The 13,084-nt window shown below is 75.7% G+C and carries 14 protein-coding genes; 10 read left to right on the top strand and 4 right to left on the bottom strand.

Annotated features, from left to right (window positions below):
• Nucleotides 1-24: 24 nt before the first annotated feature.
• The 6 genes from NR072_RS11320 (at nt 25) to NR072_RS11295 (ending at nt 5,918) form a co-directional block, all read left to right on the top strand.
• Nucleotides 25-1,101, top strand: coding sequence for an iron-siderophore ABC transporter substrate-binding protein (locus tag NR072_RS11320; RefSeq protein ID WP_155934040.1), 1,077 nt, complete (start codon nt 25-27; stop codon nt 1,099-1,101).
• Between the two features lie 9 nt (nt 1,102-1,110).
• Entirely contained in the window at nt 1,111-2,166 is a 1,056-nt protein-coding gene (locus NR072_RS11315) for an iron ABC transporter permease (protein WP_256837293.1), read from the top strand.
• Nucleotides 2,163-3,233, top strand: coding sequence for an iron chelate uptake ABC transporter family permease subunit (locus NR072_RS11310; protein ID WP_102708654.1), 1,071 nt, complete (start codon nt 2,163-2,165; stop codon nt 3,231-3,233). Before NR072_RS11315 ends, NR072_RS11310 begins: the two co-directional genes overlap by 4 nt.
• Nucleotides 3,230-4,099, top strand: coding sequence for an ABC transporter ATP-binding protein (locus NR072_RS11305; protein WP_102708655.1), 870 nt, complete (start codon nt 3,230-3,232; stop codon nt 4,097-4,099). Before NR072_RS11310 ends, NR072_RS11305 begins: the two co-directional genes overlap by 4 nt.
• Nucleotides 4,096-5,151, top strand: coding sequence for a siderophore-interacting protein (locus NR072_RS11300; protein WP_063189394.1), 1,056 nt, complete (start codon nt 4,096-4,098; stop codon nt 5,149-5,151). Before NR072_RS11305 ends, NR072_RS11300 begins: the two co-directional genes overlap by 4 nt.
• A gap of 101 nt (nt 5,152-5,252) precedes the next feature.
• Entirely contained in the window at nt 5,253-5,918 is a 666-nt protein-coding gene (locus tag NR072_RS11295; protein WP_256837289.1) for an SDR family oxidoreductase, read from the top strand.
• A 27-nt stretch (nt 5,919-5,945) separates the two neighbouring features.
• On the opposite strand, the gene NR072_RS11290 is transcribed toward NR072_RS11295, so the two are convergent.
• The 3 genes from NR072_RS11290 to NR072_RS11280 all read right to left on the bottom strand — a co-directional run bounded on the left by NR072_RS11290 (nt 5,946) and on the right by NR072_RS11280 (nt 8,879).
• A complete protein-coding gene (locus NR072_RS11290) occupies nt 5,946-6,725 on the bottom strand; it encodes a Pr6Pr family membrane protein (RefSeq protein WP_256837288.1) in 780 nt (259 codons plus the stop codon).
• Nucleotides 6,726-6,844: 119 nt separating this feature from the next.
• Nucleotides 6,845-8,215, bottom strand: a complete 1,371-nt coding sequence (gene glsA / locus NR072_RS11285) for a glutaminase A (RefSeq protein ID WP_256837287.1) — start codon at nt 8,213-8,215, stop codon at nt 6,845-6,847.
• Between the two features lies 1 nt (nt 8,216).
• The gene (locus NR072_RS11280; RefSeq protein WP_101965887.1) at nt 8,217-8,879 is read right to left on the bottom strand and encodes a GNAT family N-acetyltransferase; all 663 of its coding nucleotides are present in this window, start codon (nt 8,877-8,879) and stop codon (nt 8,217-8,219) included.
• A gap of 86 nt (nt 8,880-8,965) precedes the next feature.
• Between NR072_RS11280 and NR072_RS11275 the strand changes: the two genes are divergently transcribed.
• The 4 genes from NR072_RS11275 (at nt 8,966) to NR072_RS11260 (ending at nt 12,728) form a co-directional block, all read left to right on the top strand.
• Nucleotides 8,966-10,429, top strand: a complete 1,464-nt coding sequence (locus NR072_RS11275; RefSeq protein WP_306231225.1) for an FAD-binding oxidoreductase — start codon at nt 8,966-8,968, stop codon at nt 10,427-10,429.
• Nucleotides 10,426-10,881 (top strand): thioesterase family protein, encoded by a 456-nt coding sequence (locus NR072_RS11270; protein WP_036314509.1) that lies wholly within the window; start codon nt 10,426-10,428, stop codon nt 10,879-10,881. The genes NR072_RS11275 and NR072_RS11270 overlap by 4 nt, the downstream gene beginning before the upstream one ends.
• Nucleotides 10,882-10,946: 65 nt before the next feature.
• A complete protein-coding gene (locus NR072_RS11265) occupies nt 10,947-11,786 on the top strand; it encodes a GTP pyrophosphokinase family protein (protein ID WP_078025652.1) in 840 nt (279 codons plus the stop codon).
• A 162-nt stretch (nt 11,787-11,948) separates the two neighbouring features.
• Nucleotides 11,949-12,728 carry a TVP38/TMEM64 family protein gene (locus NR072_RS11260; RefSeq protein WP_078025651.1) on the top strand — a complete coding sequence of 260 codons (780 nt, stop codon included), beginning with the start codon at nt 11,949-11,951 and terminating at the stop codon, nt 12,726-12,728.
• 17 nt (nt 12,729-12,745) lie between these two features.
• On the opposite strand, the gene NR072_RS11255 is transcribed toward NR072_RS11260, so the two are convergent.
• Nucleotides 12,746-13,054 (bottom strand): DUF1801 domain-containing protein, encoded by a 309-nt coding sequence (locus NR072_RS11255; protein WP_228062882.1) that lies wholly within the window; start codon nt 13,052-13,054, stop codon nt 12,746-12,748.
• Nucleotides 13,055-13,084 lie beyond the last annotated feature (30 nt).

The raw sequence follows: 13,084 nt of genomic DNA, 5'->3' as shown, positions 1-13,084 counted from the left end.
TCGCGACCGTGAAAGGCCACCATCATGGCACCGTCCCCCCTGTCCCGCCGCTCCCTCCTCGCCGGCGGGGGAGTCGGCCTCACCCTCCTGCTCGCCGCGTGCTCCACCGGCCCGGCCGGAGGCTCGGCCTCGTCCTCGTCGGCCGGTGCGTCGTCGTCGGACGCCGCGGGCGGGGACGCCGCGTTCCCCCGCAGCATCGAGCACGTCTACGGCACCACCGAGATCCCGCAGCGCCCGACCCGCGTGGCCACCGTGTCCTGGGTGAACCAGGACGTGACCCTCGCCCTCGGGGTGGTGCCGGTGGGCATGGCCGCCGTGGAGTTCGGGGGGAACGCGGAGAAGTCCACCGACTGGTTCGACGCGAAGCTCGCCGAGACCGAGGGCGCCCAGAAGCCCGTGCAGTGGTCCGAGGCCTCCGGCATCGACGCCGAGGCGATCGCCGCCGTGAAGCCGGACGTCATCCTCGCCGTCTACTCCGGCATCACGCAGGAGGACTACGACCGCCTCTCGAAGATCGCCCCCACCGTGGCCTACCCGAAGGACGTCCCCGCCTACGGCACCTCGTGGCAGCAGTCCACGGAGGTCATCGGCCGCGTGCTCGGCAAGGAGCAGGAGGCGGAGGAGCTCATCGCGGACCTCGAGCAGCAGATCAAGGACGCGGGCGAGAAGCACGCGGACCTCCAGGGCGCGTCCTTCGTCTACGGCACCATCGACCCCGCCGCCGCGGACCAGATCAGCATCTACACGGACGTGGACAACCGCCCGAAGTTCCTCGAGCTGCTCGGCATGGAGCAGGCGCCGGTGGTGACGGAGAACTCCCCGGAGGACCAGGCGTTCTTCTTCACGTGGTCGCCCGAGCGCGCGGACGAGCTGGAGTCGGACGTGTTCGTCTCCTGGGCCGCCGAGGACTCGGTCCGCGAGGCCATCGAGTCCGACCCGCTGCTGGGCTCGATCCCCGCGGTGAAGGCCGGCGCCCTCGTCCTGCAGACGGACGAGCAGGAGGTCCTCTCCGTCTCCGCGATCTCTCCGCTGTCCATCCCGTTCGCGCTCGAGAAGGTCGTCCCGCCGATCGCCGAGGCCGCGAAGACCGCGCAGGGCTGATCCCTCCCCATGCCGTCCACGGCCCTGTCCTCCCCGGCCCGCACCCGCGCGGGTGTGCTGATGGGCGCCCTGCCCGCGGTGCTGCTGCTGGCGGCGCTCGTGGCCGGCGTCGCCCTCGGCGCGCGCACCGTGCCGGCGACGACGGCGCTCGACACCCTGGGCGCGATCCTCACCGGGCACCCCGTGCCGGAGGGCATCGAGGCGGCGGCCGTGGCCTCCCGCGTGCCCCGCGTGGTGACGGGGGCGCTCGTGGGGGCGGCGCTGGCCGTGGCCGGCGCCGCCCTGCAGGGGGCCACCCGCAACCCGCTCGGCGACCCGGGGCTGCTCGGGCTCTCCGCCGGCGCGGGGCTGGCCGTGGCGGCGGGCATGGCGCTCGGCGTCGCCGGCTCCACGTTCGGGGTGCTGGCGCTGGCCGCCGTCGGGACGCTGGTCGCGGCGGCGCTCGGCTACGCGGTGGCGGCGGCCGCCACGCGGAGGGGCCGGACGCCCGGCGCCCCCTCCCCCATGGCGCTCGTGCTGGCCGGCGCCGCGATCACCGCCGGCGCCACCGCCGGCACCACGGCGCTGCTCGTGCTCTCCCCCACGGTCCAGGACCGACTGCGGTTCTGGGCCGTGGGCACGGTGGCCCGCGCCGACCTCGGCGAGGCGCTCGCCCTGGCGCCCGTGATCGCCGTCGGGCTGCTCGCCGCCGTCGCCGTGGCCCCCGGGCTCGACGCCCTCGCCCTCGGCGACGACCTCGCGCACGGCCTGGGCGGGCGCCCGGAGCGGGTGCGCGCGGTGCTGCTGGGCGCGGTCGTGCTGCTCACGGCCGCGGCGGTGGCGCTGGCCGGGCCGGTCGGGTTCGTGGGGCTGCTCGTGCCCCACGCGCTGCGCCGTCTGCGGCCGCCGAGCACGCGGGCCCTGATGGTCGGCTGCGCCCTGTGGGGCGCCGTCCTCGTGATCCTCGCGGACCTCGCCGGGCGGCTCGTCGTGGCGCCCGGGGAGATCCACCTCGGGGTGACCACCGTCCTGCTCGGCGTGCCCGTGCTGCTGGCGCTGCTGCGCCGCCCGGGGGTGGCCGCATGAGCGTCCAGCGCACCGCCTCGGACGACGTCGTCGCCCGCCTGCGCCGCTCCGACCGGCGCCGCCTCGGAGGGGCCTGCACGGGCCTCGCCGTGGCCGTGCTGGTCCTCGCCCTGCTGCGCGTGGTGTGGGGCACGTACCAGGTGACCGTCCCGGACCTCGTGCGGATCCTGGCCGGGGAGACGATCCCGGGAGCGAGCTTCATCGTGCTGGAGGAGAAGCTGCCCCGCGCCGTGGCCGCGGTGCTCACCGGCGCCGCCCTGGGCGCGGCCGGCGCGCTCTACCGGCGCACCCTGCGCAACCCCCTGGCCTCTCCGGACATCCTGGGCGTCACCCAGGGCGCCGCGGCGACGGTCGTGCTGGGGATGCTGGCGACCGCCGGGCAGACCGGCGGCGGATCGGACCTGATGCGCGCCGCCACGGCACTGATCGGCGGCCTCGCGGCGGTGGTCGCCGTGTTCGCCACGGCCCGCTCGGTGGGCGGCGAACGGTTCGTGGTGGCCGGCATCGCGGTGGCGGCGGCGGGCCATGCCGTGGTGGCCGGGGCCATGCTCTCGCTGGCCCAGCACGACCTGCAGTCGGCCACCGTCTGGATCGCCGGCTCGCTCAACGGCGTCACGTGGGGGCGCATCGCGCTGCTCGCGGGCGTGCTCGTGGCCGCCCTGCCGCTGGCGGGGGTGCTGCACGCGCGGCTGGCCCCCGCCGACGTCGGCCCGGACCTCGCGCACGCCCTCGGCGCCCGACCGCGCCCCACCTCGGCCGCGGCGCTGGGGCTCGGCGCGGTGCTGGCCGCCGTGGCGACCGCCGTCGTGGGACCGCTGGCGTTCGTGGCGCTGCTGGCCACCCCGGTGGCGCGCGGGCTCACCCGTGGCCTGCCCTCCCTGCCGGCGGCGGCGCTCACGGGCGCCGCGCTCGTGCTGCTCGCGGACCTCGTGGCCGGCGAGGCCGTCCCCCTGCTCACCGGCGCCGCCCTGCCCACCGGTGTGCTCACCGGCGCCGCCGGCGCCCCGCTCATGCTCTGGCTGCTGCTGCGCCAGGGCCGGACCCCAGGAGGCGTGCGCTCCGCATGACCGCTCCCCCGCTCACCGTCCCGTCCCCCGCCGCACCGCGTGCCGGGGCCGCCGACGACGTCGCGATCCGCCTGCGCGGCCTGACGCTCGGCTACGGCCCGGTCTCGGCACCGCCGATCGTCGAGGACCTCGACCTGGACGTGCCCGCCGGGCGCGTCACCGCGATCATCGGCGCCAACGGCTGCGGCAAGTCCACGCTGCTGCGCGGCCTGACCCGCCAGCTCGCCCCGCGCGCCGGGAGCATGGAGGTGCTCGGCCGGGACGCCGCCCGCGTGTCCGCGCGCGACTACGCCCGCACCGTGGCGCTGCTGCCCCAGCATCCCGTGGCGCCCGAGGGCATGACGGTGGCGCAGCTCGTGGCGCGCGGCCGTCACCCGCACCGCGGGCTCCTGGGCGGCCGGGCCGCCGGCGACGACGCCGCGATCGCCTCGGCGCTCGAGCGCACCGACCTCGTGGAGCTCGCCGAGCGCGAGGCCGGCACGCTCTCCGGCGGGCAGCGGCAGCGGGCGTGGCTCGCCCTCGTGCTCGCCCAGCAGACCCCGGTGGTGCTCCTCGACGAGCCCACGAGCTACCTCGACCTCAGCCATCAGGTGGAGGTGCTCGACCTGGTGCGCGCCCTCCCGGACCCGCGCGGCGGGGGCCGGGCGACCGTCGTCGCGGTGCTGCACGAGCTGAACCTGGCGGCGCGCAGCGCGGACCACATCGTGGCGATGGCCGCGGGCCGGGTCGTGGCGCAGGGCACGCCGGGCGAGGTGATCGTGCCGGAGGTGCTGGCCGAGGTGTTCGGCCTGGACGCGGACGTGGTGGCCGACCCGCTGCTGGGCCACCCCGTGGTGCTGCCGCGCGGGGCCGGGGACCGCCGATGAGCGCCGACGGCATGATCGTGGCGCACACGCGCGTGGTGTCCGTGGAGCAGCCGTGCCGCGGGTTCCGGCGGATCGTGCTGGCGGGCCCGGACCTGGAGGCCGCCAGCGGGGACCTGCTGGGACTGCTGCCGCCCGGCGTCGCCGACCTGCACGCCCTGTACCGGGGCGCGCGGCCGCGCCGGGACTCCTATGTGAAGCTGCTGATCCCCCCGCCGGGCGGGACGTCGGCGGACCCGGACCTGTCCGCCGGGTTCCGCGCCGGGTTCCTGGCCATCCCCGAGGAGGAGCGCGGTTGGATGCGCACGTACACGGTGCGCTCGGCCGGGCTCGTGCGGCTCGACGGGCGGCAGGTGCCCTCGCTGACCGTGGACGTGGTGCTGCACGGCGACCCGGACGACCCCGCCGACCCGCATCAGGGGCCGGGCCTGCGCTGGGCGCGCGCCGTCCAGGCGGGGGACGCGGTGAACGTGCTGGTGCCCTCGGCGGAGGCGCCGGCGTGGTCCGGGTGGCGGCAGACGAGGGCGCGCCGTGTGCTGGCCGTGGGCGACGAGACCGCCGTCCCCGCCCTGGTGTCCGTGGCGGAGGAGCTCGCGGACCCGTTCGGCGGGTTCGACGGCGAGGCGGACCTCGTGCTCGAGCTGCCCCACGACGGTCAGGCCGCCGACCTCATCGCCGAGCGCCTAGCCGTCCCCGAGCCGTGGGACTGGCGGGCCGTGACGGAGCTGGCGGACCGGGGCCGCGTGCGCCTGCACGTGGGCCGCCGGGCGCCGGGGGCGCCGTCGGGGTCCTGGGCGCACGCCCGCCTCGCCGCCCTGCTGGGCGTGGACCCCGACGACGCCGGCGGGCCGGTCGCGCCGCCCGCGGCCTCCGTCGAGCGCGAGTGGACCGTCGCCGCCCTCGAGGCCGACGAACGGCCCGAGGCCTACGTGTTCCTCGCCGGGGAGTCCGCGATGGTGCGCGCCCTGCGCCGGCTCAGCGTGGGCCCCGGCGGCGTGCCGAAGAAGCACGTCTCCTTCATGGGCTACTGGCGGGAGGGTCAGGCGGAGAGCTGAGGAGTGGGGTGGCGGTCGCGCGCCGCTCCACCCTCGCACCGGCGGCGGGCTCTCCCTACTGTGGAAGTCCAGCACCCGATCGAACCGAAGGAGAGATCCCCATGACCCGCACCGTGATCATCGGCGGCCACGGCAAGGTGGCCCTGCTCGCCGCACCCCTGCTGGCGGAGGCCGGCCACGACGTCGTCTCCCTCATCCGCAACCCCGACCACGCCGAGGACGTCCGCGCCGCCGGCGCCGAGCCGCTCGTCCTGGACATCGAGAAGGCGGATCAGGAGGAGCTGCTCCACGCGCTGCGCGACGCGGACAACGTCGTGTTCTCCGCGGGCGCCGGCGGCGGGGACGCCCAGCGCACCCGGGCCGTGGACCACGACGCCGCCGTCGCCAGCATGCGCGCCGCCGAGGCCGCGGGTGTGCGGCGCTACGTGATGGTGTCCTACCTCGGCGCGTCCCTGCACCACGACGTGCCCGAGGACGACCCCTTCTACACGTACGCGCAGGCCAAGGCCGAGGCGGACGAGGCACTGCGGGACTCCGGGCTGGCCTGGACCATCCTCGGCCCCGGCGCCCTGACCGAGGAGGAGGCGTCCGGCCGCATCACCGTGGACCCGGACCTCTCCGGCTCCGACGCCTCGCAGCGTGAGGCCAGCCGCGGCAACGTCGCCCGGGCGATCGTGGCCGTGCTCAGCGAGCCGGGCACGGTGGGTCGGAAGATCGACTTCGTGGACGGCGACGTGCCCGTGGCCGAGGCCGTCCGCGGCGACTGACGCGCCGCCAGCGCCGGGGACGGCCCCTCAGGCCAGGCCGAGGCGGCGGTCCACGGTGCCGAGCACGCCCATGAGCCCGGTGAAGCCGGCCAGGATCCCGGCGAGCACGACGCCCACGCTGCGGCGGCCGAGCCGCGGCACGTCGAGGAACGGGTACGGGTACCAGTCGATGCGGGGCCCGCGCGCCATGGTCACCGCGGCCCACATCAGCGGGATGACCGAGGCCAGGCCGGCGCGCCGCGGCGTGATCTGCCCGCGCGGGTCGAACAGCGCCCACACCGCCGGGGCGAGCACGGGGTTGACGATGTGCTGCAGCGTGTCGTTGAACCGGTAGAGGAAGGTGTCCTGTTCGCGGCCGCGCAGCACCGCGTTGTAGACGATCCCCGTGACCATCACCGAGCCGAGGCCGGCGGTGCGCACGGCCCAGAACGCGTCCGACGTGGGCGCCTCACGACGCGCGGCCAGCGTGAGCGACGTGCCCGCGACCAGCGCGTTGGACAGCCACGTGAAGTACGCCGGCTGGTTGAGGGCGTGCGACCAGCCCGCGGGGAAACCGCCATGATAGCCGACGCCCGGGATCACCATGGAGTCCTTGGACATCCCGATGGGGAACGAGGTCAGGCACCCGATCAGCGGCAGAGCCCCCGAGACCTGCCACGCCAGGCGGGTCCGACGGTCCACCGGCGGCACTGGACGCGGGCGCAGCCGGGACACGACGGCGTGCGCGATCCGCCCTCGGGCCCCCTGCGGGGCGGGGCGGGTGCGGCGGACGGAGGGCAGGCTGACGCGGAGGGTGGAAAGGGGCATGGGGTCGTCCTCGAACGGGGATCAAGGGATCAGACCGCCCATTCTCACATGAACAGCAGATGAACGAAAGGGAGCGAGACGGAGAACACCGCCGCGTCCCCTCCTGCCGCCCCGCCGCCTCAGTGGGCGGCGGCCTCCTCCAGCGGCAGGATGCGCTCCGGATCCTCGACCTCCACCCGCACGCCGTCGGCCTCCAGTCGGCGCACGCCCTCGGCGATCAGCCGCCGGCCGACATCCTCGATCCGGTCCACCCGCGCGAGGTTGAGCACCACGGTGCGGATGGGCCCGTCGTTCTCGTCTCGGGCGGCCACGGCGGCGGCCTCGTGCACCGCCCCGCCGCCGGTCGCGGCCGAGAGCGCCGCGCTGTCCGCCGCGGCCTCCTGCCACCGCGGGTAGACGGCGGCGTCCCACCCGGTGCCGGGCTTCTCCGCACCGGTGCGCAGGTCCGTGAGCGCGTCCAGCACCGCCTCGGCGCCGCCGAACCGGATCACGCCCTGCAGGTGCAGGAACACGCGGTCACCCTCGCGTTCCACGAAGCGCACGGCGGTGCCGCCCAGGCTGTCCCCGTCCATGAGATGCAGCCGGAAGTCCTCGGAGAGGCGGCGGCACGCCAGCACGCCGCGCGCCGAGTTGCCCACCTCGTCCAGGCGCGGCGAGAACACGCCGATCCCCACGCGGCCCGGCAGCGCGCCGAGCACACCGCCGGCCACCCCGGACTTGGCCGGGATCCCGACGTCGGCGAGCCACTGCCCGGCGGCGTCGTACATGCCGGAGGAGGTCATCACGGACACCACGCGCCGCGCCACGATGTACGGCAGCATCCGCTCTCCCGTCATCGGGTGGATGCCGCCGGTCGCCAGACACGCGCCCATCACAGCGAGGTCCTTGGCGGTGACGAGCACGGCGCACTGCGCCACATACCCGGCCACGATCTCCTCGGCGGAGTCCTGCAGCACCCCGTAGCTGCGGAGCATGTGCGCCAGGGAGAGGTTGCGGTCCGAGACCGCCATCTCGGACTCGTACGTCTCCCAGTCCACCGCGAGCCGACGCCCGGCGAGCAGGGACATGATCTCCACGGCCCGGTCCAGCCGCTCCTTCCGGCTCGCCTCCGGTCCCACGAGCAGCTGGTGCACCGCGAGCGCGCCGGCGTTGATCATGGCGTTGTCCGGGCGGTGCGACTCCGCCTCGAGGGAGAGCTCGTTGAAGGCCTCGCCCGAGGGGTTCAACCCCACCTGCCGGTCCACGGCGGCGAAGCCCCGGTCCACGAGCGCGGCCGCGTACGTGAACGGCTTGGACGCGGACTGGATGGTGAACTCCACGTCCGCGTCGCCCGCGCAGTGCAGCCGCCCGGTGGGGGTGGCCAGCGCGATGCCGAAGCGGTCCGGGTCCGCCTCCGCGAGCACGGGGATGTACTGGGCCGTCTCGCCCGGGTTCACGGCGCCGAGCTCGGTGACCAGGCTCGCCAGGTAGTCGGGGATCGGGTGTCTCATCTCAGGCCTCCCAGCGCAGGCAGGTCAGGGGCTCGCCCCCGGGCACGGGCACGTGGCCGGTCGCACGGAAGCCGAGCCGCTCATAGAACGGGACGGTGGCGGGCACGGACGCCTCGAGGTGCACGGGCAGACCCGACGCGCGGCGCTGGCCGTGGCGCACCAGCGCACTCGCCGCCCCGCGCCCGCGGGCGGACGGGACGGTGCCGACCTCCTCAAGGTACCAGTGCCGGCCTGCCGGGCGGGCCCGCTCGCAGGCGGCCTGGATCCGCTTCAGGGCGAGGGTGTGGCGGCCGTGGACGGCGACGGCGGTGGGCAGCCCCGCCAGCAGGCCCGGCACGTCGACCCCGCGGGGGGCGGCGGGGGAGGTCCACACGGCGGCGCCGAGCAGCGTGCCGTCGGCCGCGTCCACGGCGACGTCCACGGCGCCCAGCGGGGCGCCGTCGGCCCCCGCGCGCAGCCCCTGGCGCACGGCGGCGGTGAACTTGCGCTCGAGGCGGGGCCCGCGCCGGTCCTCGGGCACGAGCCCGAGCGTGTACGGGTCCGTGGCGAAGGCCTCGGCGAGGACGGCGCCCACGCGGCGGGCGGTGTCCTCACGGGCTCCATCCGGGCGCAGGGTGAGCACGTGGACGCGGGGGCGCGGGGGCGCGGGGTCCGGGGAGGTCATGGCCGCCAGTCTAGGGACGGGGCCGGGCGCGTCATCGGACCGGCCGACGCACGCCCCACCCCGTGTGATCGGCGACACTGGTGGACATGGACTCCTCCGCACCCCTCGACCCGACCCCCGCCGCCCCGCCTGCCGCGGACGCCCCGCCCGCCGACGTCGTCGCCCGCCTGCAGGCGGAGCTGCCCGGCCGCGTGGACGTCTCCGCCGCCGCACTCGAGGCCGCCCGGGCGGACCGCTCGGGGCATCGCTCCCCCGCCGCGCCGCTGGCCGTGGTCCGCGCGCGGACGGTGGAGGACGTGCAGGCCGCGTGCCGGATCGCGCACGGGACCCGCACCCCGCTGGTCACCCGCGGAGCGGGCACGGGGTTGGCCGGCGGCGCCGTCGCGGGGGCGGGCGAGATCGTCCTGGACATGACCGCGATGGACCGGATCCTGGAGGTCTCCCCCGCGGACCGCGTGGCCGTCGTCGAGCCGGGGATCCTCAACGGGGCGCTGAACGCCGCGCTCGCCGAGCACGGGCTGTGGTGGGCCCCGGATCCCGCGTCGAAGGACATCTCCACGGTGGGCGGCAACATCGCGATGAACGCCGGCGGGCTGCTGTGCGCCAAGTACGGCGTCACGCGCGAGGCGGTGCTGGGCCTGGACGTGGTGCTCGCGGACGGCACCCTGCTGCGGCTGGGCCACCGCACCGTCAAGGGGGTGACCGGCTATGACCTGGTCGCGCTGATGATCGGCTCGGAGGGCACGCTCGGCGTGATCGTGGGCGCGACGCTGGCGCTGCGGCCGGCCGTGCGCGGCACGCCGGTGACGCTCGGCGGGTTCTTCCCGGACGTCGTCGCGGGCGCCGCCGCGGCCGAGGCGATCACCGGGGCCGGTCACGTGCCCGCCCTGATGGAGCTGATGGACGAGGCGACGCTCGCCGCGGTGCGCGCGCACGCGGGGCCCGAACGCGGGGCCGCCCTGCCCGAGTCCGGCGCGTTCCTGCTGGTGCAGGCCGACGGCGCCGGCGCCGAGGCGGACGGGGAGGCCATGGCCGCCCTCATGCGCGCCCACGGTGGGGACGTCACCGTGACCGTGGACCCCGCCGAGGGGGAGGCCCTCATGGCCCTGCGCCGCACCGCGTTCCCCGCGCTCGAGCGCCTCGGCACCCCGCTCGTGGAGGACGTGGCCGTCCCGCGCAGCCGCATGGCCGAGATGTTCGCGCGGATCCGTGAGATCGAGGCACGCACCGGCGTCGCCATCCCCACCACGGCCCACGCCGGGGACGGCAACCTGCACCCGATCCTGCTGTTCGGCGCCGCGGCGCAGGTGGGCGGCGCGGCCGAGGACGCCGCGTCGATCCCGGCGGACGTCTGGGAGGCCGCCGGCGAGCTGTTCCGCGCGGGCCTGGAACTCGGCGGCACGCTCACCGGCGAACACGGCGTGGGCCTGCTCAAGCGCGCGTTCCTGCGGGACGAGCTCGGCGACGCCCAGCACGACCTCCAGCAGCGCATCAAGGCCGTGTTCGACCCGCACGGCATCCTCAACCCAGGAAAGGTGTTCACCCCGTGACTCAGCCGACCACCCCCGAGACCCCCGCCGACGCCGGCACGCCGACCCCGTTCGAGGTCGGGCTGCAGCTGCGCTGGTCCGACGAGGACCGCTACGGCCACGTCAACAACGCCCGACTGCTCACCCTCACCGAGGAGGCGCGCGTGCGCGCCCTGGGCGCGTGGGCCACGACGACGGCGTCCCCGGACGTCCAGCGCGTCGTGCGGTCCATGGAGGTCCAGTACGAGGCGCCCGTGGTCTACGCCGGGCCCGAGGTGACGGCGCGGGTGTGGATCCTGCGGATCGGCCGGACGTCCTTCACGCTGCGCCACGAGCTGTGGCAGGACGGGCGGCGCTGCGTGCTGTGCGACGCCGTGTTCGTGCAGGTGGACCCGGCGGCCGGGCGGCCCGTGGCCGTCTCCGACGAGGAGCGCGCCGCCTTCGAGCGCGTGCTGATCCCCGCCGAGGACTGACGGGCCGCCGTCGGGCCTGTGGACGGCCAGCCGTCTCGCAGGATCCCGCCGTAGGCTCTGAGGCCATGGAGCAGGACCCTTCCCCGGACGCGCCCGCGCCCTCGGCGGACGTCGAGGCGCTGCGCGGCACCCCCGTGTCCGAGTTGACGCAGCTCACCCCCGCGGCGTCAGGGGCGCTGGAGCGGCTGCGCCGAGACGTCGAGCGCTTCGACCTCGAGTACCGCTCGGCCCTGCTCCAGGTGGAGGCGCGGCTCGAGGTGCTGCGGGACGAGTTCACACACCTGCACGACTACAACCCCATCGAGCACATCGTCACGCGGGTGAAGTCGCCGGAGTCGATCCTGCGCAAGGCCTCCGCCCGCGGGCTGTCCCTGGACCTGGACGCGCTGCGCACCAACGTCACGGACATCGCCGGGGCGCGCGTGATCGTCAGCTTCGCCCGGGACGTGTACCGCGTGTTCCGCCAATTCACGCAGCAGCCGGACATCCGGGTGCTCGAGGTGGAGGACTACATCTCCCGGCCCAAGCCCTCGGGCTACCGCAGTCTGCACTGCCTCGTGCAGGTACCGATCCACCTGTCCACCGGCACGATCCCGGTGACCGTGGAGATGCAGTTCCGCACGAGCGCCATGGACTTCTGGGCCACGCTCGAGCACAAGATCAACTACAAGTTCGACGGCGGCGTGCCCCCGGACATCGCGACCGAGCTCGTGGCCGCCGCCCGCGTGGCCGCGGACCTGGACACCCGCATGGAGCGCCTGCACGACCAGGTGCAGGAGACCGACAGGGACGACGACGCCGCCGCGGCCTGGGAGGACGACGGCGGTCCCGCCTTCGAGGACGAGCCGACGGTGGAGCCGGGCGAGGCGCGGCCGGGCGACGCGCCCGGCGCGTCCACCGCCTGAGCCCCTCCGTCCACACCCGGCGGGCCGCGTGCACAGGGTTCTCCACAGAGTTGTCCACAGGTGTGGATGAGTCACACGCGTGTGATCCTGCGAAGCAGGGCAGGGCGTGGCCGCAGACCAGGGAGTACATGCGGAGGGAGCGGCTGCCGGTAGCCTGAGCCGATGCCCTCCACCGCCGTGCCGCCGCGCGACTCCGGCGCCGCCTCCACCCTGCCCGCCCGCACCGGGCACCGCGGGGTGTCGATCCTGCGCACCGCCGCCCTCGTCCTCGTGGTGGCGGCGTTCGTGTGGCTCGCGCTCACCGTGCGCCTGCCCGGCGTGGACGAGCTGCGCGCCCAGCTGGACGGCTTCGGCTGGTGGAGCTGGCTGGCGTTCACCGTGCTGTACGCGGCCGTGGCGCTCACCCCCATCCCCGTGACGATCATGGCGGTCACCGCCGGTGTGCTCTTCGGCGCGATCGAGGGGACGGTGCTGTCCGTGGTCGGAGCCCTGCTGGGTTCGCTCGGGGCGTACGGCATCGCGCGCGCGGTCGGGCGCGAGGTGGTCCTGCGCTGGCTCGGCCGCCACGCCGAGACCGTGGAGCGGCGGCTCGAGGACACCGGGTTCCTCGCCCTGCTGACCCTGCGCGTCGCCCCGGGGCTGCCGTACTGGCCCGTGAACTACGGGGCGGGCGCGCTCGCCGTGCCGCTGGGGATCTTCGCCGGCTCCACCGCGGTCGGCGTGATCCCCGGACAGCTCTCCCTCGTGGCGATGGGGGCGTTCGCGGTGCGCCCGGGCGTCGTGAACGGCGTGCTGCTCGGGGTGGGCTGGCTGACCGTGGGCGGTCTGACCCTGTGGGCGGTGCGCCACTGGCGACGGGCAGCCCGGTCCGCGGAGGAGCCGGAGAACCCGCAGAGTGGTCACGACACGCCGTCTCCCCGTAGGCGACGCGGCGTGTCGTGACCACTCTGCGCCGGACGTCAGCCGAGGGTCGTGTATCGCACGCCGAACTTGCTGCTGACCTGCAGGAACACGAGCACGTCCGTGTCGCGCGCGTAGGCGGGCATGCCGTACCAGGTGCGGGGGTCGAGCTCCGGGGCCACCTCCGTGACGATCCGGTGCACCGCCACCGCCAGGGCGCGGTCCGGCTCGGGCATCTCCTCGATCGTCGCCAGCAGGTCCTGCAGGGCGTCGGCCTTCTTCTTCCCGCCGCGCTGGGCGCGCAGCTCCTGCGCGCGCTCGGCGATCGCGGCCTGCTCCGCGGCGCTGAAACCGGTGGACTCGCTCACGGTGCCTCCTGGGGTGCGGGGACGGGTCCT

Origin of the sequence: Micrococcus sp. Mcc89, assembly GCF_024519795.1 — a bacterium.
GTDB classification, from domain to species: domain Bacteria; phylum Actinomycetota; class Actinomycetes; order Actinomycetales; family Micrococcaceae; genus Micrococcus; species Micrococcus luteus.
This window is presented reverse-complemented; position numbering and strand designations above follow the sequence as displayed.

Excerpts from the sequence above, each read along its gene's own strand:
- NR072_RS11320 (WP_155934040.1), top strand. The coding sequence starts at position 25 with ATGGCACCGTCCCCCCTGTCCCGCCGCTCCCTCCTCGCCGGCGGGGGA.
- NR072_RS11315 (WP_256837293.1), top strand. The coding sequence starts at position 1,111 with ATGCCGTCCACGGCCCTGTCCTCCCCGGCCCGCACCCGCGCGGGTGTG.
- NR072_RS11310 (WP_102708654.1), top strand. The coding sequence starts at position 2,163 with ATGAGCGTCCAGCGCACCGCCTCGGACGACGTCGTCGCCCGCCTGCGC.
- NR072_RS11305 (WP_102708655.1), top strand. The coding sequence starts at position 3,230 with ATGACCGCTCCCCCGCTCACCGTCCCGTCCCCCGCCGCACCGCGTGCC.
- NR072_RS11300 (WP_063189394.1), top strand. The coding sequence starts at position 4,096 with ATGAGCGCCGACGGCATGATCGTGGCGCACACGCGCGTGGTGTCCGTG.
- NR072_RS11295 (WP_256837289.1), top strand. The coding sequence starts at position 5,253 with ATGACCCGCACCGTGATCATCGGCGGCCACGGCAAGGTGGCCCTGCTC.
- NR072_RS11290 (WP_256837288.1), bottom strand. The coding sequence starts at position 6,725 with ATGCCCCTTTCCACCCTCCGCGTCAGCCTGCCCTCCGTCCGCCGCACC.
- glsA (WP_256837287.1), bottom strand. The coding sequence starts at position 8,215 with ATGAGACACCCGATCCCCGACTACCTGGCGAGCCTGGTCACCGAGCTC.
- NR072_RS11280 (WP_101965887.1), bottom strand. The coding sequence starts at position 8,879 with ATGACCTCCCCGGACCCCGCGCCCCCGCGCCCCCGCGTCCACGTGCTC.
- NR072_RS11275 (WP_306231225.1), top strand. The coding sequence starts at position 8,966 with ATGGACTCCTCCGCACCCCTCGACCCGACCCCCGCCGCCCCGCCTGCC.
- NR072_RS11265 (WP_078025652.1), top strand. The coding sequence starts at position 10,947 with ATGGAGCAGGACCCTTCCCCGGACGCGCCCGCGCCCTCGGCGGACGTC.
- NR072_RS11260 (WP_078025651.1), top strand. The coding sequence starts at position 11,949 with ATGCCCTCCACCGCCGTGCCGCCGCGCGACTCCGGCGCCGCCTCCACC.